The 25705-nt window shown below is 70.4% G+C and carries 24 protein-coding genes and 2 tRNA genes; 16 read left to right on the top strand and 10 right to left on the bottom strand.

Translation table 11 applies throughout. The features are described from left to right. Window positions 1-94: 94 nt before the first annotated feature. Window positions 95-1369, top strand: coding sequence for a chloride channel protein (locus tag ACFSDF_RS10535; RefSeq protein ID WP_377157454.1), 1275 nt, complete (start codon window positions 95-97; stop codon window positions 1367-1369). Between the two features lie 50 nt (window positions 1370-1419). Further along, window positions 1420-1493, top strand: a tRNA-Met gene (locus ACFSDF_RS10540). Between the two features lie 234 nt (window positions 1494-1727). Here ACFSDF_RS10540 and ACFSDF_RS10545 read toward each other — a convergent pair. Next, window positions 1728-2528: an SGNH/GDSL hydrolase family protein gene (locus tag ACFSDF_RS10545; protein ID WP_377157456.1), complete on the bottom strand. Its 801-nt coding sequence runs from the start codon at window positions 2526-2528 to the stop codon at window positions 1728-1730. A gap of 193 nt (window positions 2529-2721) precedes the next feature. On the opposite strand from ACFSDF_RS10545, the gene ACFSDF_RS10550 reads away from it, so the two are divergent. The 5 genes from ACFSDF_RS10550 (at window position 2722) to ACFSDF_RS10570 (ending at window position 8279) form a co-directional block, all read left to right on the top strand. Then, window positions 2722-3957, top strand: a complete 1236-nt coding sequence (locus ACFSDF_RS10550) for a PucR family transcriptional regulator (protein ID WP_377157458.1) — start codon at window positions 2722-2724, stop codon at window positions 3955-3957. Between the two features lie 242 nt (window positions 3958-4199). Then, window positions 4200-4273, top strand: a tRNA-Met gene (locus ACFSDF_RS10555). A gap of 88 nt (window positions 4274-4361) precedes the next feature. Continuing rightward, a complete protein-coding gene (locus ACFSDF_RS10560) occupies window positions 4362-5003 on the top strand; it encodes a TetR/AcrR family transcriptional regulator (protein WP_377157460.1) in 642 nt (213 codons plus the stop codon). Between the two features lie 36 nt (window positions 5004-5039). Beyond that, the gene (locus tag ACFSDF_RS10565) at window positions 5040-6749 is read left to right on the top strand and encodes a phytoene desaturase family protein (RefSeq protein ID WP_377157462.1); all 1710 of its coding nucleotides are present in this window, start codon (window positions 5040-5042) and stop codon (window positions 6747-6749) included. A 36-nt stretch (window positions 6750-6785) separates the two neighbouring features. Beyond that, the gene (locus ACFSDF_RS10570; RefSeq protein ID WP_243843083.1) at window positions 6786-8279 is read left to right on the top strand and encodes an SDR family NAD(P)-dependent oxidoreductase; all 1494 of its coding nucleotides are present in this window, start codon (window positions 6786-6788) and stop codon (window positions 8277-8279) included. Here ACFSDF_RS10570 and ACFSDF_RS10575 read toward each other — a convergent pair. Both ACFSDF_RS10575 and ACFSDF_RS10580 read right to left on the bottom strand, forming a co-directional pair. After that, window positions 8258-9505 carry an RNA polymerase sigma factor gene (locus tag ACFSDF_RS10575; protein WP_377157464.1) on the bottom strand — a complete coding sequence of 416 codons (1248 nt, stop codon included), beginning with the start codon at window positions 9503-9505 and terminating at the stop codon, window positions 8258-8260. The two genes, ACFSDF_RS10570 and ACFSDF_RS10575, sit on opposite strands and share 22 nt — an antisense overlap. Beyond that, entirely contained in the window at window positions 9502-9870 is a 369-nt protein-coding gene (locus tag ACFSDF_RS10580; protein ID WP_167007318.1) for a YciI family protein, read from the bottom strand. The genes ACFSDF_RS10575 and ACFSDF_RS10580 overlap by 4 nt, the downstream gene beginning before the upstream one ends. A 143-nt stretch (window positions 9871-10013) precedes the next feature. Here ACFSDF_RS10580 and ACFSDF_RS10585 point away from each other — a divergent pair, with 143 nt between their 5' ends. After that, window positions 10014-11525, top strand: coding sequence for an MFS transporter (locus tag ACFSDF_RS10585; protein WP_377157466.1), 1512 nt, complete (start codon window positions 10014-10016; stop codon window positions 11523-11525). Further along, complete coding sequence (locus ACFSDF_RS10590; RefSeq protein ID WP_377157468.1) at window positions 11522-12535, top strand: lactonase family protein; 1014 nt, start codon at window positions 11522-11524, stop codon at window positions 12533-12535. The genes ACFSDF_RS10585 and ACFSDF_RS10590 overlap by 4 nt, the downstream gene beginning before the upstream one ends. Before the next feature lie 18 nt (window positions 12536-12553). On the opposite strand, the gene cls is transcribed toward ACFSDF_RS10590, so the two are convergent. Together cls and ACFSDF_RS10600 are read right to left on the bottom strand one after the other, a co-directional pair. Beyond that, window positions 12554-13996, bottom strand: a complete 1443-nt coding sequence (gene cls, locus ACFSDF_RS10595) for a cardiolipin synthase (RefSeq protein ID WP_377157470.1) — start codon at window positions 13994-13996, stop codon at window positions 12554-12556. A 58-nt stretch (window positions 13997-14054) separates the two neighbouring features. Continuing rightward, window positions 14055-15011, bottom strand: coding sequence for a calcium/sodium antiporter (locus ACFSDF_RS10600; RefSeq protein ID WP_377157472.1), 957 nt, complete (start codon window positions 15009-15011; stop codon window positions 14055-14057). 74 nt (window positions 15012-15085) lie between these two features. Here ACFSDF_RS10600 and ACFSDF_RS10605 point away from each other — a divergent pair, with 74 nt between their 5' ends. After that, complete coding sequence (locus ACFSDF_RS10605; RefSeq protein ID WP_377157474.1) at window positions 15086-15673, top strand: LOG family protein; 588 nt, start codon at window positions 15086-15088, stop codon at window positions 15671-15673. A 1-nt stretch (window position 15674) separates the two neighbouring features. On the opposite strand, the gene ACFSDF_RS10610 is transcribed toward ACFSDF_RS10605, so the two are convergent. After that, window positions 15675-16658, bottom strand: coding sequence for a GlxA family transcriptional regulator (locus ACFSDF_RS10610; protein ID WP_377157476.1), 984 nt, complete (start codon window positions 16656-16658; stop codon window positions 15675-15677). A 94-nt stretch (window positions 16659-16752) separates the two neighbouring features. On the opposite strand from ACFSDF_RS10610, the gene ACFSDF_RS10615 reads away from it, so the two are divergent. Continuing rightward, entirely contained in the window at window positions 16753-17574 is an 822-nt protein-coding gene (locus ACFSDF_RS10615; RefSeq protein ID WP_377157478.1) for a dienelactone hydrolase family protein, read from the top strand. 12 nt (window positions 17575-17586) lie between these two features. Here ACFSDF_RS10615 and ACFSDF_RS10620 read toward each other — a convergent pair whose 3' ends face one another. After that, the gene (locus ACFSDF_RS10620; RefSeq protein ID WP_167007347.1) at window positions 17587-18222 is read right to left on the bottom strand and encodes a maleylpyruvate isomerase family mycothiol-dependent enzyme; all 636 of its coding nucleotides are present in this window, start codon (window positions 18220-18222) and stop codon (window positions 17587-17589) included. 43 nt (window positions 18223-18265) lie between these two features. Between ACFSDF_RS10620 and ACFSDF_RS10625 the strand changes: the two genes are divergently transcribed. The 3 genes from ACFSDF_RS10625 to ACFSDF_RS10635 are packed head-to-tail and all read left to right on the top strand — an operon-like array spanning window position 18266 to window position 20020. After that, on the top strand, window positions 18266-19525 hold the full coding sequence (locus ACFSDF_RS10625) for a multidrug effflux MFS transporter (protein WP_377157480.1): 1260 nt from the start codon (window positions 18266-18268) through the stop codon (window positions 19523-19525). Between the two features lie 58 nt (window positions 19526-19583). After that, window positions 19584-19838, top strand: coding sequence for a hypothetical protein (locus ACFSDF_RS10630; protein ID WP_377157482.1), 255 nt, complete (start codon window positions 19584-19586; stop codon window positions 19836-19838). Continuing rightward, window positions 19817-20020 (top strand): dihydrofolate reductase family protein, encoded by a 204-nt coding sequence (locus tag ACFSDF_RS10635; RefSeq protein WP_377157484.1) that lies wholly within the window; start codon window positions 19817-19819, stop codon window positions 20018-20020. Before ACFSDF_RS10630 ends, ACFSDF_RS10635 begins: the two co-directional genes overlap by 22 nt. Here ACFSDF_RS10635 and ACFSDF_RS10640 read toward each other — a convergent pair. Further along, entirely contained in the window at window positions 20017-20640 is a 624-nt protein-coding gene (locus tag ACFSDF_RS10640) for a TetR/AcrR family transcriptional regulator (protein WP_377157486.1), read from the bottom strand. The two genes, ACFSDF_RS10635 and ACFSDF_RS10640, sit on opposite strands and share 4 nt — an antisense overlap. A 73-nt stretch (window positions 20641-20713) precedes the next feature. On the opposite strand from ACFSDF_RS10640, the gene ACFSDF_RS10645 reads away from it, so the two are divergent. After that, the gene (locus ACFSDF_RS10645; protein ID WP_377157488.1) at window positions 20714-22114 is read left to right on the top strand and encodes a cytochrome P450; all 1401 of its coding nucleotides are present in this window, start codon (window positions 20714-20716) and stop codon (window positions 22112-22114) included. Window positions 22115-22121: 7 nt separating this feature from the next. Here ACFSDF_RS10645 and ACFSDF_RS10650 read toward each other — a convergent pair whose 3' ends face one another. After that, the gene (locus ACFSDF_RS10650) at window positions 22122-23054 is read right to left on the bottom strand and encodes a DUF808 domain-containing protein (protein ID WP_167007362.1); all 933 of its coding nucleotides are present in this window, start codon (window positions 23052-23054) and stop codon (window positions 22122-22124) included. 129 nt (window positions 23055-23183) lie between these two features. On the opposite strand from ACFSDF_RS10650, the gene ACFSDF_RS10655 reads away from it, so the two are divergent. Beyond that, on the top strand, window positions 23184-24398 hold the full coding sequence (locus tag ACFSDF_RS10655; protein ID WP_167007365.1) for a dipeptidase: 1215 nt from the start codon (window positions 23184-23186) through the stop codon (window positions 24396-24398). Here ACFSDF_RS10655 and ACFSDF_RS10660 read toward each other — a convergent pair. Further along, a complete protein-coding gene (locus tag ACFSDF_RS10660) occupies window positions 24346-25668 on the bottom strand; it encodes an LssY C-terminal domain-containing protein (RefSeq protein ID WP_167007368.1) in 1323 nt (440 codons plus the stop codon). The genes ACFSDF_RS10655 and ACFSDF_RS10660 overlap by 53 nt on opposite strands. Window positions 25669-25705: the final 37 nt, after the last annotated feature.

Raw genomic sequence — 25705 nt, forward strand, 5'->3', positions numbered from 1 at the left:
GACGAAGCTTGGTGCTTCCGCTGGCCCGGCTCCGTACGCGGCGGTACGTTGCGCCCGACGCGTGTGCGCGACGTCGAGCGGAAGGCGGGGGCCGGTGGCGGACGAGACGGACACGCTCCAGATGGCGCCGCTCGCGCACTCGCGTGACTTCTGGCGTCTGCTCCGCGACGCTGTCGTCTTCGGCGTCACCCTCGCGTTCGGAGGGCTGGTGTTCCTCTTCGTCGTCGAGAACGGCGACTTCTGGAGCGACCCGACGAGCAACGGCTGGTGGGGCGGGCGGTGGTGGTGGGTCGCCGTCACCGCAGGCGCGGGGCTGGTCGTCGGCCTCATCCGTCACGTCCTGCGGATGCCGGCGCACGTGCCGGGGCTCGTCGACGAGCTGGCTGAAGAGCACGTCGAGCCGCGGAGCGTGCCCGGCACGGTCGCCGTGTCGACCGTCTCCCTCGTCGGCGGAGCCAGCCTCGGTCCGGAGGCCGCACTCGGCTCCATGGGCGGGGGGCTCGGCACGCTCGTCGGCCAGCGCCGTACGGATCCGGACATGCAGAAGGCCACGATGCTCACCGGGACAGCGGCCTCGTACGGAGGGTTGCTCGCCTCGCCGATCGTGGCGACGCTGCTCGTGCTCGAGCTGGCCAAGCCGCACCGGCGTCGCTTCACGCACGTGGTGTTCGGGTCGCTGGTGTCGGCGACGGTCGCGTTCGCGATCTTCTACCCGATCGCGGGGACGACGTTCCTCGGCATCTACGACATCCCCTCCTACACGTTCGAGGACTGGCACATCCTCGCGGGCGTGGGCCTCGGGCTCGCTGCCGCGGCCGGCGCGCTCGTGCTCGCCGTGATCACGGGGGTAGTGCGCCGGCTCGTCGCTCCGCTCACCACGAAGACGGTCGTACGGCCGGTGGTCGGAGGAGTGGTGTTCGGCCTCGTCGCTGTCGCGCTCCCGCTGACGCTGTTCACCGGGAGCGACCAGCTCGAGACCGTGGTCGGGTCCGGGTCGAGCCTCGGTGCCGGGTTCCTGCTCGTGATCGTGCTGGCGAAGATGGTCACGTTCGCGGTCTGTACGGAGTCCGGCTTCATCGGTGGTCCGTTCTTCCCGATGCTGTTCATCGGCGGGACGTACGGCTATGCGATCCACCTGCTCGTGCCGGACATCCCGGTCGCGCTCGCGTTCAGCTGCGTCTTCGCCGCGCTGCCCGGGGCGATCGTCGCCGCGCCGTTCTCGCTCGTCCTGATGGCGGCGCTCATGATGGACCTCGGGGCGCTGGAGACGGTGCCGATCGCCGTCGCCGTCCTCACCGCGTACATCGCGGTGACGGGGTCGGGGGTGCTGGTCGCGATGGCGAGCCGCCGGCGGAAGGCGCCGGCGTGAGGGGCAGGGTTGGGCCTGCGGGAGGCGTCCTGTACTGTCTTACCTACCGACGCGGGGTGGAGCAGTTCGGTAGCTCGCTGGGCTCATAACCCAGAGGTCGCAGGTTCAAATCCTGCCCCCGCTACAAAGACTCAGGCCCGCAGATCAGTTGATCTGCGGGCCTGAGTGCGTGTGGCCGCGCGTCGACCCGCAGCCGGGCGGCGTCCTTGCGGGTGGAAGGCCGAACTGGGTCGCGTATCGGCGAGGGATCGGACGTGGGCACGGTGATCGCGTTCCTCCGCTCCGAGGGCAGCGGCTGGATCACGGCCCAGGACATCGAGGCGTCAGGTGGCTTCGACCTCTGAGACCGCGAAGTCTCCTAGAGCGTCGCGCCGATGATCGAGGCGTACGCTGCCTCGCCCGCGGCATTCGGGTGAAGAGGAGATGCGGGGCTGGTGGGAACAAGTCCCTCGACCCATCGCGTGGCGGGTGCCTGGCACGCATCGTGCCCGACGCTCGGCGTCTCGACGTCGACATATTCCGCGTCGTTGGCCGCCGCTACCGCGGCGATCGTGACGTTGAGCTGGTGAACCTTTTCTTGCAGGTAGTTTGCGTCCTTCGGCAACCACGGCTGCTTCGGCCAGCATCCGTTGCGTTTGATGTAGTACCCGTAGCCGGTGACGAGGACCCGCGCCTGCGGAGACAGCGCGTGAATGCGCTGGAGGGACGCGGCGAGATCAGGCGCGAAATCATTGATCCGGTTGGCGATCTTGTCGACACCGCCAGCGGTGAGCGCGTTCATGCACGGGGTGGCGAAGTAGTTGAGCCGGATGCAGTCCTGGGCGACGCCGACGAGGCCGGCGTCATTGCCACCGATCGTGAGTGTGACGAGGGTGGTATCAGGCTTCAGAGCATCGAGCTGCGCGGGTGCGGTGCCGGCGTCAACGCCAGCGAGCGACAGTTTCATGGGAGAGAACAGGTCGCCCGTGTCGGCGCCGCTGCACGTCACGTCGGTGAAGGACGTGGCCTTGACCTGCGCGGCGAGCAGGCGCGCGTAGTTGCGGGTCGAGCGGCCGCACGCGATCGGCCCGGTGAACGGAAGGATCAGGGGTCCAGAGGCCATCGAGTCACCGAGGGCTACGTATTTGACGGGTTCGTCGGCGGTCGCCGGCGACGCCACAACCAGTCCCGCGAATGCCGAAATGCACGCCGTCGCGAGCGCGACGACGGCGGTCCGGCGACGGGAATTGATGAAGCGAAGTCTCATGCTGACACCTCGAAGTTCTCGGCGAATAGTTCGGGTGAGGAATATGCTGCCGAGGTGGTAACAGCGAGTTCATCATCATGTGACTTAGATTTATTAGGCGCGCTTTGTGACGAGCAACAAGGGGGAAACGGCGGATCCGTTGCGGATCGCCGGTGAGCCGATCGCGTCTCGACTGCGCATCGGCGCGCCTGAGCTTGCCCGAAATGTCGTCGCGCAGATGCTCGCGGAGATCCCCGCCTATTCCGATCTCCCCTTCGAGGAGCTCACCCACGACATCGTCGACATCGTCGAGCGCTGCCTGCGTATGACCGCAGACGTCGTCGAGCGTCGGTGCCCGGCGAGCAGTGGTGAGTTCGAGCCGCTGCGTGAGTCCGCGGCACATCGCGCGGATGAGGGCGTGCCCCTCGACTCGATCCTTTCTGCCTATCAGCTTGGACTGGCGATGTGCTGGGAGCGGATATCCACCGACGCCAGCCCTGATGATCTCGCCGATATGCGAGAGGCGTTGGGGCACATTCTGGACGTTCATCGCAAGATGGTGGTGGCTGTCACGAGTGCCTACATGGAGGCACGTCGGCTTGTCGACGGTGAGGAGCGCGAGGGTCGGCACGCGGCGATGAGTGCCTTGCTGGCCGGCGAAGCCGATGCGTCGACGGGGCTCACGCCGGCACCTGAATACGTCGCCATGGTGCTTGCTATCGCGCCCCACCCCGATGAGCAGGCGCCGGGTGCCAGTGCGGGGATCGCTGCGCGGCGCAAGCTTCGTCGTGTGCGCGAGCTGCTGGATCGTGTCGGTGCGGAGCAGGCTCTCGTACGTCTTGACTCGACTGGGGGCACGGTGCTGTTCCCCACGGAAGGCCCCGCCGATTGGGACGACTTGCGCAAGGTCGTCGCCGGTGCCGCCGAGTCAGCGGGCGTCGATGTCACGGCTGCGGCAAGCGTGGTGAAGCCCTCGCAGATCCCGAGCGCCGTCGCGCAGGACCGCGAGATCATCGACCTCGTACGCCGTACCGGTCGGCCGCCTGGTCTCTATCAGCTCGCCGACGTGCTGCTCGACTATCAGCTGAGTCGGGCGACGGCGGCGCTGCCGGGCCTCGCGATGCTTCTCGAACCGTTGGAGGCGCGGCCGGAGCTGCTCAACACGCTCGAGCTCTATCTGCAGCTAGGGCTTGATCGGAGGGCGACGGCGTCGGCGTTGCACGTGCATCCGAACACGGTCGACTACCGGATCCGCCGCATCGACACGCTCACCGGCCTGTCGCCGATCCGGCACCAGGATCTGCCAGGGCTGCGGGCGGCGCTGATCGCCCGCGCCCACCGGGCCGACGGCGCCAGTGGTTGAGGAACTCGGGCGCGTGGTCGTCGTGGAACAGATCCTTATCCGCAACCTTCCCGCAGGGGTGAGCGCGTCACCGAACGGCCGTCGCCCAGGCGGCGGAAATGACCGTCGTCTCACGCAACACGCGGCACTTCGCGGCCCTCGGCGTCCCCTGCATCAACCCGTGGCGGCCGGGAGGGATGTGACCGCACAGGCCAACCCGCGTGCGGGGTCGGAGATGGCGTCCGCTAGGCTCGTGTCACCGACGCGGGGTGGAGCAGCTCGGTAGCTCGCTGGGCTCATAACCCAGAGGTCACAGGTTCAAATCCTGTCCCCGCTACAAAGAAAGACAGGGCCCGATCTGCGGAAGCGCAGATCGGGCCCTGATGCTTTCTCGCGCTCCGTTCGCGGCCCTAGTGTGGTGTCTCGTGACCGACGCCCAGAAGCCCGTCGCGGGTGACGCCGCCGCGCGTGGGTCGCGTCGCAAGGAGCGCACCCGCGTGCTCCTGCTCGACGCGGCAGAGCTCCTGCTGTCGCAGCGGGCGCCGGAGGAGATCCGGGTCGAGGACGTCGCTGCTCAGGCCGGGGTCTCGGCCGCCTCGGTGTACGTGCACTTCGGGACCAAGGACGCGCTCTTGGCAGCCGTCACTGAGCGGGTCCTGGCCGTGGCCACGGACGCGCTCCGATCGGCGTACACGGCGGAGGTGCCCCCGCTCGAGCGTTTCGCCGGTGTCGGCACCGCCTACATGCGGTTGCTTCTCGAACACCCCGCGGTGGTGAAGTACCTGACCGTGACCGGTGAACGCGGTCCTCGCACGCCGGTCGAGGCCGAGGTCGTCGCGCGGTTCAGCCAGCTCCGGCGCGAGTTCGAGGAGAGCATCCGCGATGCCGTGGAGGCGAGCGCGATCCGCCGGGTCGATCCGGAGCTCATGTCGTACGTCCTGTTCGGCGCCTGGAACGGGATCGCCGCGCTGGCGCTGCGGCGCGATGACCTGATGCTGTCGCCCGAGCGCATCGAGCGGGCAGTGAGCGAGGCCGGGGTGGCACTTCTCGATGGTCTGATTAACTAGAGTCCGCCTCTAGGTTCCCTCGGAAAGCGGTCCACCATGACGCAGACAGCGACGTCCCTGCCCCTCGGCCGCGAAGCCGGCGACGAGACCTGGGACGCCGTGGTGGTGGGCGCCGGTCCGGGTGGCCTCACGTGCGCGGCGTACCTCGCAGCCAACGGCAAGCGGGTGCTCGTGCTCGAGGCCAACCAGGTCGTCGGTGGCAGCACCCAGGTCTTCCGCCGCGCGGGCAACAAGTTCGAGTTCGACGTCGGCACGCACTACGTCGGCGAGTGCGGTCCCGGCGGTCGGATGCAGACCGCGCTCTCCGGGCTGGCGCTCACCGAGCGCATCAACTGGCTGCGACAGCGCCCGGAGGGCCACTGCCAGGTGATGATCCCTGGCACCACGTTCCAGACGCCGACCGGCTGGGACACGTACCTCGACCGCCTGATCGCGGCCTTCCCCGAGGAGGAGGCGGGCCTTCGTCGCTGCGTCACGATCATGCGCACCATCGCCACCCGCGAGCGGCCGCGCCGCCGCCCGTTCGCGCTGCTGCGCTGGGGCGTACGACCCATCACGACGCTGATGGCCGCGTGCGGTCTGAGCCCCGACGCGCAGGCGGTGGTCCTCGCGGAGAACGGCGACTACACGTGGCCCCCGCACCGGACGCCCACGGCGATGCACGCGGGCTTCCTCCATCACTACCTCCAGGCCGGTGCCTACTACCCGCGGGGCGGCGGCCAGGTCATCGGCGCCCACCTCACCGACGTCGTCCAGACGCACGGGGGTCAGGTCCGCACCAAGGCCAGGGTCGACAAGATCCTGATCGAGGACGGGCGCGCCGTCGGTGTCCGCCTTCGCGACGGCGAGGAGATCCGCGCCGAGGCCGTGGTCTCCGCGGCCGACTTCAAGAAGACGTGGGCGGAGCTGGTCGGGGACGAGCACCTGACCCGACGGCTGCGGCGCAGGCTGGGGAGCCTGGAGATGACGCTGCCGATGTTCGCGGTGTACGTCGCCCTCGACGTCGACCTGCGCGAGCGGGACACCCCGCCGCTGGCCTGGGTGTGGCCCACCAACGACATCGACGGCTACTACCGCGAGGTCGCCGCGGGGCGCTGCCCCGAGCGCATGCCCGTGGGAATCAGCTGCCCCACCGCCAAGGATCCTGAGGGGACGCACTCGGCGCCCGCGGGCTACTCGACGCTCGAGCTCGTGAGCTGGGCGCCCAAGGACTACGCGTTCTGGAACGTCGAGACAGGGCCTGCGGACGGCGGGCGCTACGGCCGCGACGAGCGCTACCTCGAGCTCAAGGAGGAGCTCACCCAGCGTGTGCTCGACACCGCCGAGCTGATGATCCCGGACATCCGGGAGCGGATGGTCTTCTGCGAGGCGTCCACCCCGATCACCCAGGAGCGCTTCACCCTCACCACCGACGGCTCCTGCTACGGCATCGCCCCGCTCCTGAAGAACCTGGGACCGTTCCGGCCGCGCGTGACGACGCACATCCCGGGGCTGTTCCTCGCGGGGGGAAGCACGGAGCACATGTTCGGCATCAATGCCACGATCTACGGCGGCATGGGCACGGCCGGCGCCGTGCTCGGCCGCGACCTCGTCCAGGAGGTGCGCGAGGGCGCCGTCTTCGTGGACGAGGCACGCCTGACGGAGATCACGGACGACTTCGACCCGCTCCTCGCGTCGAAGCCCCGGTCCGACATCCGTCGACCGGTGCGCCGCCGCCCCCGGGCAGCTGCCCCGACGAGCGGCTGAGGGGATCGGTTGCAGCGGTGACGTAGGATCCGCCGGGTGCACGATCAGCCCGGCATCGCCCCCGACGACCTCGCGACCACTCTCAAGGTCCTCCGACAGCTCTCCGACCTCCACCCCGACCACCCGGATCTCCGGACGGTCAAGCGGGAGGCGTCGTTCATGTACAAGCTGATCAAGAAGGCGCGTCGCGACGAGATCCGCCGGGAGCGGCAGCGACACGACCAGGACGTCATCGAGAAGACGGCCACCGGCTCGCCGATGCGGATCGACGACGAGACGGCCGGCATCCCGCTGGTCTCGCATGCGCCGGGCGCCTTCGCCGGCGAGCTCATCACCGCTCGCGGGTGCTACATCTGCAAAGAGGACTTCACCCTCGTCGACGCCTTCTACCACTGGCTCTGCCCGCGGTGCGCGGCGATGTCGCACGCCAAGCGCGACCAGCGGACCGACCTCACCGGCAAGCGCGCGCTGCTCACCGGCGGTCGGGCGAAGATCGGCATGTACATCGCGCTGCGCCTGCTCCGCGACGGCGCGCACACCACCATCACCACCCGGTTCCCCAAGGACGCGGTGCGCCGGTTCGCCGCGATGGAGGACTCGTCCGAGTGGTTGCACCGGCTCAAGGTCGTCGGCATCGACCTGCGTGACCCCGCCCAGGTGATCAGCCTGGCCGACGACGTCGCCGCCGCAGGCCCTCTGGACATCCTGATCAACAACGCCTGCCAGACGGTGCGGCGGACGCCGGGCGCCTACTCGCGTCTGGTCGAGATGGAGGACGCCCCTCTGCCGCCGCACATCGCGCTGCCCGAGATGGTCTCCTTCGACGGCATGTCCGAGGCTCACCCTGCCGCGATCGCCGGCGCACTCTCGACCACGGCCGTCGCTCACCATGAGGGCGAGTCGCTCGAGGTCGCCGAGGCCGCGCACACCGCCGCCTCGATCACCGCACTGGCGCTCCAGGCCGGCTCGGCATCCCTGGCCGCGCACCTCGACGGCACCGCCGTGGATGCCGGCGGGCTGCTCCCGGACCTGCAGACCACGAACTCCTGGACCCAGGTCGTCGACCAGGTCGATCCGCTGGAGCTGCTCGAGGTCCAGCTCTGCAACTCGATCGCGCCGTTCCTGCTCGTCTCCCGGCTTCGCCCGGCGATGCGCGCCGCGGTCGACGCGGGTGCGCGGCGGGCGTACGTCGTCAACGTCTCGGCGATGGAGGGACAGTTCTCCCGCCGCTACAAGGGCCCGGGCCACCCGCACACCAACATGGCCAAAGCGGCGCTCAACATGATGACCCGCACCAGCGCGGGCGAGATGTTCGAGACCGACAAGATCCTGATGACCGCCGTCGACACCGGCTGGATCACCGACGAGCGGCCTCACCAGGAGAAGCTGCGGATCGCCGCGGAGGGGTGGCACGCTCCGCTCGACCTGGTCGACGGCGCCGCCCGGGTCTACGACCCGATCGTGCTCGGTGAGCGCGGGGAAGACCTCTACGGCTGCTTCGTGAAGGACTACGAGCCGTCGCCTTGGTGACCGCGGCCCTTTCCGAGCGCTCGCAGTCGGTCGCGCAGGTGGCGCTGCTCGGCGACGTTGACGGTCGCGGCGATCGCGCGACGGTACGAGGTGGCCGCCTCGTCCGTACGGCCAGCGCGCTCGAGCAGGTGGGCGCGGACGGCGTCGACGCGCGCGAGCCGGGGATGGTGAGCCTCGAGGCCGTCCAGGTCACAGAGCGCCGCCTCGGGCCCTCGCACCATGCTCGCTGCCACGATCCGGTTCAGCGTGATCGTCGGGTTGCGGCCGCCGGTGGTGTGCTCGAGCACCGTGTAGAGCGCGTGGATCTCGTCCCAGTCGGTCGCATCCGTGTCGGGTGCGTGGGCGTGGACACCGGCGATGCACGCCTGGAGGAGGTACGGGCCGGGGTCGGCGCCGGGGACGACCGCGTCGAGCAGGGCGAGTCCCTCGTCGACTGCCGACCGGTCCCACCGGCTGCGGTCCTGCTCGTCGAGCGGGACGAGCTGCCCCTGTGCGCCGACCCGCGCGGGATGGCGCGCCTCGGTCAGCAGCGTGAGCGCGAGCAGCCCGGCGACCTCGGTGGAGTCGGGAGCCGCCTCGCGCAGCAGACGTGCGAGGTGGATCGCCTCGCCGGCGAGGTCGGTGTCGTGGGCCGGCGCACCGCTCGTCGTGTGGTGGGCCTCGGTGAACATCACGTACAGGACGTCCAGAACCGGAGCCAGGCGCTCGGCCACGTCGCCCGGACGGGTGAACCCGCTGCCGACCTCGGCGAGCCGGCGCTTCGCGCGGGTGATCCGCTGGGCGATCGTCGCCTCGGGCAGCTGATAGGCGTTGGCGATCTGCGCCGTCGACAGTCCCGCCACCGCCCGTAGCGTCAGCGCGACCTGGGCCGAGCGCGCGAGCGCGGGATGGCAGCACAGCTGGAGCAGCAGGAGCGCGTCGTCGCTCTGCACGCCCTCGTGGCTCAGCGGCGCGTCTAGGAGCGCGACGCGACCCTCGCGGTCACGGCGCCGCCGGTCGCTGCGTACCCGGTCGACGTACCGGCGACGGGCGGTCACCGTCAGCCAGCCCTGCGGGTCGTCCGGCGGGGCCTTCGTCCAGTGGACGTGTGCCTCGAGCAGCGCGTCCTGCACGGCGTCCTCGCACACCTCGAACTGGTCGCGACCGTACGTGCGCAGCAGCGTGGCGAGGGTCCGTGGTGCCAGCGCGCGCCACGGGCCCTCGCCGTCGAGACCGGGTACGGTCACCCGTCGCCCAGGTCGGAGAACACGACCGGCCGGATCTCGAGAGCCAGGCCGGGGATGCGGGCGTCCGGGATGAGGGTGGCGAGCTCGATCGCGCGCGCCTCGTCCTCGACGTCGAGCAGGTAGAAGCCGCCCATGAACTCCTTGGCCTCGACGAACGGGCCGTCGGTGACCTCGGGCTGGTCACCGTTGCTCCGTACGACCTTCGAGCGGCTCGGGTCGCCGAGCGCCTGGGTGGCGATGAACTCGCCGTTCTCCTTGGTCGTGGCCATGAACTGCGTGTGGCCGTCTCCGATCGCCTGCTGCTGCTCCTCAGTGAGGTTCTCCAGGACGGTCGGGTCGACGTGCATCAAGATCAGGTACTTCACGATTCCTCCTGCGGTGGGACCCCGGGGCGGGGTGTCGATCGGTGGTCGTCACCGTCCTCGCTGGTACGACACCACGTCGCGAGAATCTTCGCCCGATTCGGCTGGAGGTGTCGAGATCGGCGTGCCCGTGGCGACCAGGGGGCATGACCTCACCACGGCTGAGCCTGATGCTCCTCCTCCTGCCGACGGCTGTCGTCGCCGTCGACCTCAACGTCCTCTTCCTCGCCGTACCCGAGCTCACCGCCGACCTCGGCGCGTCGGCCACCCAGCAGCTCTGGATCACCGATGTGTACGGGCTGGTCGTCGGCGTGCTCGCCATCGTGGCCGGAGCGGTCGGCGACCGCGTCGGCCGGCGGCGTCTCCTGCTGATCGGCTGCGCGGGATTCCTGGTGGCCTCCGTGCTCGCCGCGTACGCGACGACCCCGGAGTCGCTCCTGCTCGCCCGTGTCCTCCAAGGAGTCGCCGGCGCCACCCTCATGCCCTCGACGCTCGCCCTGATCGGCGACGTGTTCCCCGACGACGCGGCCCGTGCGCGGGCGATCGGCACCTGGGCGACGTGCCAGTTCGCGTTCGCCTCGCTCGGTCCGGTGGTGGGCGGGGTCCTGCTCCACTGGTTCTGGTGGGGGTCGGTCTTCCTGCTCGCGGTCCCGACGTGCGCGGTGGTGCTCGTGCTCGGCCGACGGCTGCTCCCGGAGTCACGTCCGGCCGACCGGGCGCCGCGGGTCGACATGCTCAGCGCCGGTCTGCTCATGGCCGCTCTCCTGGCGCTGTTCACGGCGGTCAAGGCATGCATCCCCGGATCTGCGACGCCGGTGCCGAGCGCTGCGGTTGCGGTGGCGGTGGTGGTCGCGGCCGGAGTCGCCTTCGTACGCCGTCAGGGCCGCCTCGCCGTCCCGTTCCTCGACCTGGACCTGCTGCGCGAGCGCGTGATCGTCGTGTCCGTCACGAGCCTGACCCTCGTCGCGGTGGTTCTCGCGGGCACCGGGTTCTGGGTGACGCAGTACCTCCAGTCGGTGGTCGGCCTCTCGCCCCTGGCCGCAGCGGTGGTGTTCATGCCGATGGGACTGGGCATCGGGGCGGGGTCGTACGCCGCTCCGCTCCTCGCCCGGCGCGTCGACCCTGACGTCCTGATCCCGGCCGGTCTGGTCGTTGCAGCGCTGGGGGCGCTCCTGCAGCTGACGGTCTCGGCGGACTCCGCGCCCGGCTACGCGCCGATGGTCGTGGCGATCACGCTGACGGCCTTCGGATGCGGGCCGCTGTTCGCCTTCGGCACGCACCGCGTCGTCTCCAGCGCTCCGCCGGCCGCCGCAGGACGGGCCGCCGCGCTCGCCGAGACGAGCAACCACCTCGGCTCCTCCCTCGGCTTCGCCGCCGTCGGCAGTCTGGCGACGGCGGTGTTCGCGCTGTCGCTGCGGCCGCTGGCCTCGGGGCTCGACGTCGGTGCTGAGACGGTGACCATGGCGCAGACACGGGTGTTTGCTGAGGGATCGCCGCAACGTGATGCTGTCCTCGACGCGATCGCGGTGGCAGGGACGGAGGCGCTGCACGCCGTCGGTCTCGGCACGGCGGTCCTGCTGCTCTGCTGTGCCGCCCTCAACGTCCGGAGGCGCATGCCGCGACGTGCCTCGGCGTCACCGGTAGTGTCCCGTCCGTGACGACGACGCAGGCCCTCCTCGGGTGCTACACGACCGACGGTGCTCCCGGCCTGCGCGCGGTGCGCGTGCACGCGACCGGGGTGATCGAGCCGCTGGGCGCGCTTGCGATGGAGTCGCCGTCGTGCGTCGTCTGGCACCCGACGCTGCCGATCGCGTACGCCACGAACGAGACGCTCTCAGGAGGTGTCACGGCCGTCGCCGTCGACGTGACGGGGGAGATGACGGTCGTCGGCGCTGCCTCGACCGGTGCCGCTCCGTGCCACGCCGCCGTGACCCGTGACGGACAGTGGTTGCTCACGGCCGACTACCTCGGCGCCACGGTCACGCTCGTCGCGCTCGGGCCCGAGGGACGTCCGTCGGCGACGGTCGACACGCTCACGCTGCACGGCACAGGGCCGCACCCCGCGCGGCAGGACGCGCCGCACCCGCACATGATCGCCGCCGACGTCGCGGGGGAGGCGTTGGTCTGCGTCGACCTCGGGACGGACCGGCTGACCTCGCTGACGATCTCCGGGGACGGGCGGCTGCAAGAGAAGGGCTCGTGGCGGCTCCCGCCGGGCACGGGGCCACGGCAGGTGGTCACCGCCCCCGATGGCGAGACGGCGCTCGTCGTCGGCGAGCTGTCGGCGACGTTGCTGCACGTACGCCTCGGCGCCTCGGGCGACGCTGTCGTGCTCGCCGAGGTGCCGACCACGGCGAGCAGTGAGACGACCTGGCCCGCGCAGATCGCGATCACCGCCGACGGTGGCCATGCCCTCGTCTCCAACCGGGGCCCCGACACGCTCGCGTTCTTCGACCTCCGGTCCGGCACCCTCGACCGGGTCGCCGAGGTCCCGGCCGGCGTCCGGTGGCCGCGCCACTTCACGCTCGCCGGTGCGCACCTCCTCGTCGCGGGGGAGCAGTCCGACACGATCGTGTCGTACGAGCTCGGCGGCGCCGACCTGATCGGCGGCTTCACGAGCCGGTTCTCGACGCCTGCCCCGACGTGGGTCGCGCTCGGGCCGTCGTAGCCGCCCGCGCGCCGGGCCTCACTGCAGCGCGGCCGTGAGGCGCATGACGTTGTCGATGTACGCCGAGGTGCGTCCGCGGGCGAGCCACTCGTCGAGCGTGAGCTCCTTGGAGATGCGGCGGTACGCGTCCTCGACCGCACGCACCTTTGCCACGATGTCCGCCCCGAGCATCATCAGCGAGACCTCGTAGTTGAGCGCGAACGAGCGCATGTCCATGTTGCTCGATCCCAGGACCGCCACGTCCTCGTCGACGCTGAAGAACTTCGCGTGGAGGATCGCCGGCGCCGGGTAGAAGTAGATGCGGACACCGGCGCGCAGCAGCGCCTCGTAGTAGGAGCGCTGTGCGTGGAACACCATGAACTGGTCGCCCTGCTCGCTGACGAACAGCTCGACCTCCACGCCGCGCTGCGCCGCCGTCGTCACGGCGTACAGGAGCGATTCGTCCGGGACGAAGTAGGGGCTGGTGATCGAGAGGCGCTGCTGCGCGGAGTAGATGAGCGTCGTGAAGAGTCGCAGGTTGTTCTCGGTCGCGAAGCCGGGACCACTCGGGATCACCTGTGCCTCGACGTCGCCGGCAGCCGGGGCGATGGTGCCGATCTCGTCCTCGAGCCGCTGGCCCGTCTCGCTGTACCAGTCGGTCGCGAAGAGGACGTTGAGAGCCGTCGCGGCCGGTCCCTCGACCCGCGCCATCAGCTCGACCCACTCGCGACCGGCCTGGTGGTTCTTGGGCTTGTTGTAGCCGGGCTCGGTGAGGTTCTGCGAGCCGGTGAACGCGACGCTGCCGTCGACGACCAGGATCTTGCGGTGGTTGCGGAGATCAGGTCGGCGCCACTGCCCCTTGAGGGGGTGGATCGGGAGCATGGCGTGCGCGTCGATCCCGGCGGCGTCGAGCCTCGCGAGGAAGTCCTGGTAGCCCGGGATCCCGCGCGAGCCGAGGTGGTCGAACAGGAACCGCACCGTCACCCCGCGCTCCTGCGCGCCCACCAGCGCCTCGAAGAACGGCGCGGTCACGTCGTCCCACGCGCAGATGTAGAACTCGACGTGGACGAAGGACTGCGCGCGTCCGATCTGCGCCGTCATCGCCGCGATGCTGTCGGCGTATCCGGGGAACAGCATCACCGCGTTGCCCGGCATCGCCGGAAGGGCGCCGAGCTTGCGGTTCAGCTCAGCGGCGGAGCGTACGTACGCGGGCCCGTCGAAGTCGTCGCCCAGCGTCGGGACCGGTGCCGTCCGCTCGACGACCTCGGCGTTCACCTCGGCCTGCTGCGCGTGGCGGCGACGCCCGAGCGAGGTCCGGCCCAGCATGAGGAAGAGGAGGAGCCCGACGAACGGGATCACCAGGATCAGCAGCAGCCACGCCATCCCACTCGACGGCCGCCGGTTGCGCGGTACGACACCGAGTGCGATCAGCTTGATCGTCAGGTCCGCGAGATACAGCGCGGTCGCAATCCAGGCAGCCATGACTCACCCTGACGCAGGCGGGGCCCGACGGCCTCACACGCGGAGGGTGAATCGCTGCTCACGCCCGCGCGGCGATCAGCCATCCCAGATAGACCACGTACGCGAGGACGAACAGCGCGCCTTCGGGGCGGCTGATGCGGCGCCCAGTGACGAAGACGGGCACGCAGGCCAGGGCGACCACCGCCATCAGCACGAGGTCGGCGGTCAGCACCTCGTCGGGCACGGGGACGGCGCCTGGGGCGGCGAGCACGGTGACGCCGAGGATGAAGACGATGTTGTAGACGCTCGACCCGATGAGGTTGCCGAGGGCGAGGTCGCGGTCACCGCGGAAGGTCGAGAGCAACGTCGTGACGAGCTCGGGCGCCGACGTGCCGATGGCGATGACGGTGAGGCCGATGACGGCGTCGCTGACCCCGAGCGAGGCCGCGGCGTCGATGGCACCGCTGACGAGAAGGTCAGCCCCGATGACGATGACCACGAGACCGATGACGAGGCTGAGCACGTCACGCGCCGCGCTGCCGGTGGTGGCTGCGGAGCCGGCAGCGGTGTCGGCGGGGCGCTCGGCCGCGTCGGCGCGCCCCGCGCGGAGCACCCCGTACGTGTAGGCGACGCCGAGGACGATCAGGACGGTGCCTTCGACCGAGGTCAGCGTGCCGTCGCGTCCCATCACGAACACCACGAGCGCGACGGCCGTCATGACCGGCAGGTCGAACCGCAGCGTGCGTGAGGCGAGTGCGATAGGCCGGATCGCGGCGCTCAGGCCGAGGATCAGCAACAGGTTGACCAGGTTCGTGCCGATGATGTTGCCCACGGCGAGGCCGCCGCTGTCGCTTCGAGCCGCGTCGATGCCGATCGCGAGCTCCGGCATGCTCGTCCCGAGCGCGACGACGGTCAGGCCGATGGTGATCGGGGCGACCCCCAGCCGTGCAGCGAGACCGGAGCCTCCGCGTACGAGCAGCTCGGCGCCGACGACGAGAGCGGCGAGTCCGAGGACCATGACGAGCACCGTCGACATGAGGACACCATGGCAGGGTTCGGGCCCCGTGGGTGGTCAGCGGGCGCGGGTGACGCGCGCCGTACGATCCGGGGATGCAGCGATCCTCCTCCCGTCCGCTCGCAAGCCTCGCCGTGTTCCTCGGCTCGCGCGACGGCAACGACCCCGCGCTCGTGGAGATGGCGTACGAGGTCGGTGCGCAGATCGCCGAGCGCGAGATCGAGCTCGTGTACGGCGGGGGTGGCAGCGGGCTCATGGGCGCGCTGTCGCGTGGCGCGCTCGACCACCGGGGGCGCGTGTACGGCGTGATCCCGTCGTTCATGGTCGAGCGTGAGTGGGGGCGCCGCGACGAGCCGGGCCTCGAGATGCAGGTCGTCGGCTCGATGCACCAGCGCAAGGCGATGATGGCCGACCGTGCCGACGCGTTCCTCGTGCTGCCCGGCGGCCTGGGGACGCTCGAGGAGATGTTCGAGGTGTGGACCTGGCAGACGCTCGGGCTGCACACCAAGCCGCTCGGCCTGCTCAACCCGGGTGGTTTCTGGGACCCGCTGGTCGCGATGCTCGACCGGATCGCCGACAGCGACTTCATGAGCCGCGGCCTCGTCGACGCGCTCGTGGTCGACGACGACCTGCCTAACGTCCTCGACGGCCTCGCTGCACAGATCGTGGCAGCGCGGCGCTAGCTCAGGCGACCGACCGCCGGAACCCTGCCCGGTAGTCGCCGGGGCTGACGCCGACGTGCCGGACGAACAGTCGCGAGAACGCCGCCGGGTCGCGGTAGCCGACGTCGCGGACGACCTCCTGCCACGTCCGGTCGCTGTGCTCGAGGAGGTGCTGGGCGCGGCGCACCCGTACGCGCTGGAGGTAGGCGAGCGGCGTGCTGCCGGTGTCGGCCTTGTAGCGGCGCAGCATCGTCCGTGTGCTGGTGCCGAACGCCGCGGCGAGCGACGCGAGGTCGTACGGGTCGGCGAGCTGCCGGGTGAGCCAGCGCTCGACCTGCGCCGAGAACGCGCTGCCCGTCGACGGGAGCATCGCGCTGTCGACGTACGGCGCCTGGCTGACGCGCGCGTCGTCGACCAGGGCGACGCGTGCGGTGTGCCGAGCGACGGACGGCCCGCAGTGACGCCCGACGAGGTCGAGGACGAAGTCGTACATGGCGGTGAACCCGGCGGTGGTCGTGACGCCGCCGTCGTTGACCACGAGCGCCTCCGGCGTGACCGTCGTGCGGGGGAAGCGCCGTGCGAGCAGGTCGGCGAACAACCAGGACGTCGTCGCTCGTCGCGCGTCGAGCAGCCCCGCGTCGCCGGCGAGGAAGGCGCCGACGCAGATCGACACCACCGCGCGACCGGTCTCGGCGTGCGCGCGCATCGCCGCGACCTCCGGGCGCAGGTTTCGCAGGCGGTCGTCGAGGTCGAGCGACGGGACGAGCGCGAAGCCGGGAACGACCAGGACGTCGACCTCATGCACCGGTCGTATGCCGATCGGCACGTCGCCCGAGGCGAGGACACGCCGGCGCGGTGAGATCACGGAGGTCTCGAACGGCGCGCGGGTGCCGCCCTGCGCAGCAGACACGTGGGAAGCCATCGTGAGGAGGTCGACGACGCCGAAGACCTCTGAGGCGAAACAGTCCGGGTAGGCGAGCACACCGACCCGCAGCGCTTCCGTCATGTGGCGAGATTAGCCCGGATCGTGGCGCTCTCGCCCCTACGTGCACCGGCCCACAGCGGCGAGGATGGGGCGACACCGAGCAGAGGGAGGCACGATGACGAACGCTGAAGCGAGCACGGAGACGCTCGAGGGGTTCGTCCGCCGACGGTTTGCGGCGGAGGGCAGCGAGAAGGACGTACACGTCGCGGGGAGCGGACCCGCCGTCGTGGTGATGCCGGAGATGCCGGGGATCAGCCCGGACGTGCTGCGCTTCGCGCGGTGGGTCTGTGACGCCGGGTTCACGGTGTACGTCCCGTCGCTGTTCGGTGTCGACGGGGCGTACCCGACGGCCGAGGACGGCGCTGCGGTGATGAAGCGCGCCTGCGTGAGCGCCGAGTTTCGTGCGTTCGCCGGTGGCGGCACCAGCCCGGTCGTGACGTGGCTCCGCGCGCTGGCACGACTCGCGCACGACGAGTGCGGAGGGCCTGGGGTGGGGGCGATCGGGATGTGCTTCACCGGCAACTTCGCGCTGACGATGACGCTCGAGCCCTCCGTCATCGCCGCCGTCCTCAGCCAGCCGTCGCTCCCGCTCGACGACCCGGCCGCGCTCGAGATGTCCGCGGAGGACGCCGACGCCGTACGAGAACGCTTCGTACGCGACGACTTGAGCGCTCTTGCGTACCGTTTCGCCGACGACCGCTGGTGCACGGGACAGCGGTTCGCGGCGTACGAGAAGCTGCTGGGCGACCGGTTCGACGGCCGCGTCCTCAACGGCGATGCCGCCAATCCGGAACCGCCGCCCTTCTTCCGGGACGTCGTCGGCACGCCGCACAGCGTCGTGACCGCGCACCTGGTCGACGAGGCCGGGCACCCGACGGTGACCGCGCGGGACGAGATCCTCGCGTACCTGGCGGAGCGATTGCTGCCCGACGCCTGAGCGGCGGCGCGCTCAGCGGAGACGTCGGCGAAGCTCCTCGACGCCGTCGCCGTCGAGCGCCGCGCAGGAGTCCGGACGGCCCGCCATCGCCATCACCAGATCGAGGAGGTGGCCGCGGAGGAGCGGGCCCCTCCCGCTCCGGAACGAGGTGTCGTCGGCCTCCAGCGCCAACCCCTTCACGAGTCGTCGGCTGTTGACCGCGAAGTCCTTCGCCGCGAAGAAGCGGGCGACCTCGCCGACGGCCACAGGGTCGGGCGTGACGGGGACACCCAGCGGGCGCGCGATGTCCTGACCGTGGACGATCACCTCCCCGAGCCATGCGGCGTGGTCCTTCGTCGGTGCGGTGGTGCTCGTGGCCGCCCTGCGGAACGCCTCCAGCGTCGCCGCAGGGGTGGCGCCGCGGTAGCGGGCAAGGCGGCGATCGTTGTGCCTGCTCGCGTTGAAGCCCGCGCCCGCCATGCTGCGGATCCACGCCCAGGTCCCTGTGCTCGCGCCGGCGGTGAGGTGGGCGACGACCTGGTCGACGGTCCAGTCGGAGCAGAGGGTCCTGGCACGCCAGTCCTCGTCGCTGAGCCCCTCCAGCATGTCCACGAGCCGAACGCGCTCGGCATGGATCAGGTCCCAGAAGTGTGCGTCAGTGATGGTCATCGCACGCGAGCCTAGTGTCGGATGCGGGTCCTATACTCCGATGGTGCCGCGTTCCCCTGATGCCGGTCTGCCCGCGCGTGACGGTCTCCCGCTCCGCCTTCTCCTCGTTCTGGCGCTGTTGTCGGCGACCGCACCGCTGTCGGTCGACTTCTACCTCGCGTCGTTCCCCGCAATCGCAACGTCGTTGGAGACCGATGCCGGGGCGGTGCAGCTGACGCTCACCGCGTTCCTCGTCGGGCTCGGTGTGGGGCAGGTGCTCTGGGGTCCGGTGACCGACCACCTCGGCCGCGTACGCCCGCTGCTCGTCGGGTGCACGGTCAGTACGCTCGCGGCCGCGGTGGCGGTGCTCGCGCCGACGATCGAGGTGCTCATCGGCGCCCGCTTCGTCCAGGCGCTGGCGGGCGCGGCCGGCATCGTCGTCGCGCGCGCCGTGATCGCCGACCTGCTCGAAGGCTTCGCGGCCGCTCGGGCGATGTCGCTCATGATGACGATCAAAAGCATCGCGCCGGTCGCCGCACCCGCGATCGGCGGTGCGGTCGCCGGGCACGTGCCGTGGCGCGGTGTCCTCGGGATCGTGCTCGCGGTGACCGTGCTGCAGCTCGTCGGCGCACTCACGACGGTCCGCGAGAGCCTCCCGCCGCAGCGCCGTACGCCGCGGGTCCAGTACGCCTCGCTGGGACGGCTGTTCGGGCGCCCGGCGTTCCTCGGGTACGCAGCCACCGTGCTGTTCACCTTCGGCGCGCTGATGACGTACATCTCGTCCTCGTCGTTCGTCTACCAAGGCGTGCTCGGCACGACCGAGCTCGTGTACGGCCTGCTCTTCGCGCTGAACGCGATCGGCCTGACGATCGGCGGTCTGGTGTCCGCGCGGTTGGCCCGCCGCCGCGTCCACCCCGCCCGTACGGTCAGCCTGGCACTGCCCGTGACCGTCGCGTCGACGGCGGCCGTGCTCGTCGTCGCGGTCTCGCCGCTCCCCGCATGGGTGCTCGCGGTGCCGCTGTTCCCCATGGTCACCAGCGCCGGGTTCGTGATGGGCAACACCAGTGCACTCGCGTTGCAGCAGAGCCGTGACGTCGCCGGAGCAGGCAGCGCGCTGGTCGGTGGGCTGATGTTCCTCTTCGGTGGCGTCGTCTCGCCGCTCGGCGGCATCGCCGGCGACGACACCGCGGTGCCGATGGCGCTCGTGATGGTCGTGTCGAGCACCTGCGCGCTCGGGAGCTTCGTCCTGACCCGGCGCTACGTGCGCTGCCACCCCGCCGCCGAGCGGGCGTTCACGGCGGAGGTCGTCACCGCGGACCGATGATTCGAGGAGTCGCTGGCGGTCCACACCCTCGTACCCACCTGACCGTACGGAGGCACCTATGCGCCACGTCGTCGCCTACATGCTCGTCTCGCTGGACGGGGTCGCTGAGGGGCCTGACCGGTTCGTCTTCGACTTCGACGAGGTCATGGACGACAACCTGCGTCGGGTGATCGACGCGCAGGACACCGTGCTGCTCGGGCACCGCATGTATGACGAGTGGTCCGATTATTGGCCGACGTCCGACCACGAGCCGTGCGCGACCTCAAAGGGACAGAGGGTGGCGACATCGGGGTGCACGGAAGCCTGGCGCTGACGCGGTCGCTGCTCGCGGCGGACCTGGTCGACCAGCTACGCCTCGTGGTGACGCCCGTTGCCGTCGGTGAGGGGCGACGACTGTGGGACGGCGTGCGCGACGCGCAGCAGTGGGAGCTCGAGCAGGTAGTCGGCGCGCCGACTGGGAGCCTGCTCGTCGACTACCGCCGTAGTGGCGCCTAGCCCGAGATCAGCGACGCGAGCACAGCCGGTCGCCCCTCCGGCGGCAGGGCCTCGAGAGCGCCGACGAGTGCGCCCGCGCACATGTCGCGGACCTCGTCGACGGGGACGTCCGGAGCGGTGGTCGCCCACTCGTGCCCGACGGTGCGCAGGTGCAGGAGCCAGCCCCGTACGGCGAGGGTGAGCAGCGGGTGCGGCTCCTGGCCCGGGACGAGCACGGTGAGGATGCGGTCCTCGTGCAGCCGCGTCGACTCCTCCAGGATCGCCTCGATCTCGGGGTCGCCGCTGGCGGCGCCGCGGTGGATCGTGCTGACCCCGAGACGGTTGGCGGCGCAGTGCCGCAGATAGCTCTCGACGCCGTCGAGCAGCTGCTCGCGCGGCCCGACGTCGGGCTTGGGAGTCGTGGCCTGCGCGAGCTGCTCGGCGGCCTGCGCGAGCAGCGCGGCGAAGAACGCGCGCTTGTTGGGGAAGTAGTGGTAGAGCAGTCCGCGGGAGACCTCTGCCATCTCGGCGACCCGCTCGATGTGGACGTCCTCGTACGGCTGCGTCGCGAACAGCTGCGCGCCCAACGTCAGCAGCTGGTCGCGTCGCTGCTCGGGAGAGAGCCGGGTCCGGGTTGCCACGAGCAGAGACTACTTGACACGGGTTCAGCAACCGTTCAGGCTTGCTGAACCGACGTGCAACAAGGAGTTACCGATGCGCAACGCCTGGTCCGGACACACCTTCCCGCACCCCGCCGGGCGCCGCCGGTGGATGAAGGACGCCGGCAGCATGGACCCCGAGCGTCCCGTTCAGCACATCCTCGAGCACCACCGCGACCTCGGGCCGATCTTCGAGATCGTCGTCTTCGGCCAGAAGTTCGTCTTCGTCACCGATGCCGAGCTCGCCGCCGAGCTCAACGACGAGTCGCGCTTCGTCAAGGCCAACTCACCCGCGCTCGACGGCCTGCGCGGCATCGCCGGCGACGGCCTGTTCACGGCCTACAACCACGAGCCCAACTGGCAGCTCGCCCACGACCTGCTCGTGCCCGCGTTCACCAAGCAGGCGATGCAGCGCTACCACCCGGTCATGGCCGAGACGCTCGACGAGCTGTTCGCGGTGTGGGACGCCGGCTCCGGACACGTCGACCTGGCCGCCGACATGACCCGCCTGACGCTCGAGACGATCGGGCGTACGGGGTTCAGCCAGGCGTTCGGCTCGTTCACGACCGACGAGGTGCACCCCTTCATCGAGGGCATGGTCACCGCGCTCACGCTCGGGCGGCGCAAGGGCGTGCTCATGGCGCTGCCCGGGGCGAAGCTCCTCGAGCGTCGGCTGGACCGCAAGCACGCCGACCAGCTCGACTACGTCCGCCAGTTCCTCGACGACATCGTCGCCGCGCGCCGCCGCTCGGGCAGCACGGACACCGACGACCTGCTCGGCATCATGCTCGACCAGGCGCACCCCGAGACCGGCGAGCGGCTGAGCGACGAGAACATCCGCTTCCAGATCCTCACGTTCCTCGTTGCCGGTCACGAGACGACCTCGGGTGCGTTGTCGTTCGCGTTCTACTACCTCGCGCGCCACCCCGAGGTGCTCGCCAAGGCGCAGGCCGAGACCGACGCGATCCTCGGGGACGACCCTGACGCGACGCCGTCGTACGAGCAGGTGGCGCGCTTCCGCTACCTCCGCAAGGTGCTCGACGAGTCGCTGCGGCTGTGGCCCACCGCGCCCGGCTACGCTCGCAGCCCGCGAGAGACGACCACGCTCGGCGGACGCTGGACGATGACGCCCGACGACTGGGCGCTGGTCGTCCTGCCGCTCGTGCAGCGCGACCCGGCGGTGTGGGGCGAGGACGCGGACGCGTTCGACCCCGAGCGTCCGCGCCCCAGACTCGCGAGCACGGTGAAGCCGTTCGGCACCGGCGAGCGGGCGTGCATCGGACGCCAGTTCGCGGTGCACGAGGCGACGATGGCGCTGGCGCGCATCCTGCACCGGTACGACATCGCCGGCGACCCCTCGTACGACCTGCGCATCGACGAGCGCCTCACGCTGATGCCGGAGGGCATGGAGGTCACGCTCACGCGGCGCGAGGCGCTGACCGTACGGCGGGCCTGACCCTGCGTCAGTGCTTCTTGCGGCGTGGCACGACGTGCATGACCGCGACCGCGATCGCGCCGACGACGAGTCCGAGCAGCGCTGACGCGGTGGTGTTGACGAGCCACGGGAGCGTGCTGCCCATGGCCGGCACGGCGTCGTGCACGAGCTCCTCGAGGTGGTGCACGGCGTCGTACAGGCCGTGCCAGCCCAGCTCGTCCACTCCGACGAGCAGGATGTGCCCGCCGACCCACAGCATCGCGGCCACGCCGACGACCGAGAGCGTCGCGAGGACCACGGGCATGGCGCGGACGAGGAAGCGACCGACGGCCTGCGAGACGGCCGAGGTGCGGGTGGCCATCGAGAGGCCGATGTCGTCCATCTTGACGATGAGGCCGACCGCGCCATAGACGAGCGCCGTGATGCCGACCGCGACGAGGGCGAGGATGAGCGCGCGCGACACGAACGGCTCGTCGGCCACCTCGTTGAGCGCGATCACCATGATCTCGGCCGACAGGATGAAGTCGGTCGTGATGGCGCCGGAGATCACCTTGCCCTCTTCGACGGGGCCCTGCGACGACGAGGGGACCTCGGGCGCGTGGTGGCCGGACAGCTTCTCCCAGAGCTTCTCGGCGCCCTCGTAGCAGAGATACGTCCCGCCCAGCATGAGAATCGGCGTCAGCAGCCACGGCGCGAACTGGCTCAGGAGCAGCGCGACGGGAAGGATGAAGACCAGCTTGTTGCGCAGCGAGCCGATCGCGATCTTCTTGATGATCGCCAGCTCGCGCTCCGGGCGCAGGCCCTGGACGTAGCGAGGGGTCACCGCGGCGTCGTCGACGACGACCCCAGCGGCCTTGGTGCTCGCGCGTGCCGCGGCGGCGCCGACGTCGTCGACCGAGGCCGCCGCCAGCTTGGCGAGGGCGGCGATGTCGTCGAGGAGGGCGGCCAGTCCGGCGCTCACGCGCGGGGCCCCGTCGGCAGGCGGTGCAAGATCACGGGCACAGCGTACGGCCAGTGCCGGACCGGGCCGGATGACGCGGCCTTGTTACCGGCGGGTACGGTGTGACCTCCGTCTCGGAAGGACCCCTTCATGTCGTCAGCAGATGCCCCTGTTTCCCGGCGACGCCGGCGCTTCACCGTCAAGCGCATCCTCGTCGCGCTCCTCGCACTGGCCGTCCTCGCCGCGGTCGCGTTCTTCGCGCTCGCACCCGGGATCGTCGAGAAGGGCATGAACGAGATTGTGACCGAGCCGCTGCCCGAGGTCACCGACGAGACGCAGGCGCTTCACGACTCGCTGACCATCCTCGACATGCACTCCGACACGCTCCTGTGGAAGCGTGACCTCCTCGACCGCAGCGACCGTGGGCATGTCGACCTCCCGCGGCTGCAGGACGGCAACGTCGCGCTGCAGGTGTTCTCGTCGGTGAGCAAGTCTCCGAAGGGTCAGAACTTCGATTCCAACAGTGCCGACACCGACAACATCACGCTGCTGACATTCGCCCAGCTCCAGCCGCCGCGGACGTGGACCTCGATCTTCGAACGCTCGATGTACCACGCGGAGAAGCTCCAGGATGCCGAGGAACGGTCCGAGGGCGCGCTGCGCCTCGTCCGTACGAGCGACGACCTCCAGGGCCTCGTCGCTGACCGCGCCGCCGGCAACGACGTCACGGGTGCGCTGCTCTCGCTGGAGGGCCTGCAGCCGCTCGAGGGCGACGCCGACAACCTGGGGAGCCTGTACGAGGCGGGCTACCGCATGGCGGGCTTCACGCACTTTTTCGACAACGAGGTCGCGGGCTCGATGCACGGTGAGGAGAAGGAAGGCCTCACCGACCTCGGGCGCGAGGTCTTCGACGAGATGGAGGAGCTCGGGATGATCGTCGACGTCGCGCACGCGAGCCACACCGCTGTCGCCGAGATGCTCGCACGCGCCACGAAGCCGGTGGTGTCCAGCCATGGGGGCGTCCAGGCCACGTGCGAGGTCAACCGCAACCTCACCGACGACGAGATCCGTGGCGTCGCTGCCACCGGAGGCGTTGTCGGCATCGCCTACTTCGACGGCGCGGTGTGCGACACCAGTGTGAAGGCGGTCGTCGACGCGATGGTCCACGTCCGCAACCTCGTGGGCATCGATCACGTCGGTCTCGGCAGCGATTATGACGGCTCGGTCGCCGTCGGCTGGGACACGTCCGAGCTCGCCGTCGTCACGCAGGAGCTGGTCGACCGTGGCTTCAGCGACGCCGACGTCGCCGCGGTCATGGGCGGTAACGTGCAGCGCGTGATGACCGAGGTGCTGCCGAAGGGTTGACCGCGGGCGTCGCGTACGCCCGTGAGCGGGGGCTCGACAACGCGAGGATCACCAGGATGTTGACGCCGACCGTCGGGAGGTGGGTCAGCGTGATCGGGTCACCGCCAACGTCGGAGGCGAAGGCGGTCACCGTCGCCACAGCGCACAACGTCATGAGCACGAGCCGCGCGAGATTGCTGCCCCGCAGCACGGCGACGGCGAGCACGAGGTCGACGAGGCCGTACACCGCAAGCACGAGTGCACTCCCGCGCGCCGCGGCCTCGACGTCCCGGGTCGTCAGGTCGGCGCCGGCGTGAGTCACGGTGTCGGCGACCAGGTCGGGGGCCACCACCACAAGGACGACGGCGATGAGGATGCCGAGCGCGCGCAGCACGGCGACGCCGGCCCCGAAGACGGTCGGTGCAGGCAGGCGTATGCGGCCGTCGGCGGGCGGCGCCACCGGATCCGGCGGCGCGTCCACGGTGCTCAGGTCCACGACGGGCAGATCGCCGTCCGTCTCGATCGCGTCGCCCCCGCCGTTGCGCGCGTGGTAGCCGGTGGAGAAGTCCTCGATGACGTTCACGGTCACGGAGGGGTCGGCACCGGTGACCGTCGCGAGGACGAAGTCCCGTTCGACATCGGTGTCGCGGGCGATCTTGTGGGTGATCTGCAGGGTGAACGTGGACAGGCCCACGCTGCGGTCGTACGTGCCGGCGGCGAGCCAGTCCACCGCAAACCCGCCGGGTAGCTTCCACCCGTCCGGGCATCGCCAGAACCGGACGTGATGGCGCTGCGAGGGGCTGCCGTCCACCTCCCGCTCGTACGCGAAGTCCTGCTGCCGACCGAACAGCACGAGCGGGCTGACCGGTGCTCCGGTATCGCTGCGTCGCCGCAGGGTCGACGTGACGATGCGCATGCCGGACCGCAGGTCGAGATCGTCCGCGCGGGTCCAGCCGCCCTCGCGCATCGCGCGGTGGACTTGCTGCTCGCGACCGCGGAAGGCGAGGTTGACGGGATCGCCGAGGCGCCCGTCGGCGGTCCGCGCGCGGCCGATGAAGTAGCCGGGCACATAGATCTGCGTGAGGATCCGGTGCAGCCGGGGGAGCAGAAGATAGGCGACGAACAGCCAGAAGACGACCAGCAGACCCGACTGCCAGCCCCGGCGGGCCCCCTCGACGAGCAGCAGGTAGGCGAACCACGCAGCCGCCAACGCCGAGAACGCGAAGAACGCGTGGTCGATCCCGTTCGCGACAGACGCGCGGATCGTGAATCGTCGTCGCGTGACCCCCATGGGACCCAGTGTGCGCGACGCGGCTGTCCGCCGTCAG

This window comes from Mumia zhuanghuii (assembly GCF_042681565.1).
Lineage (GTDB): Bacteria > Actinomycetota > Actinomycetes > Propionibacteriales > Nocardioidaceae > Mumia.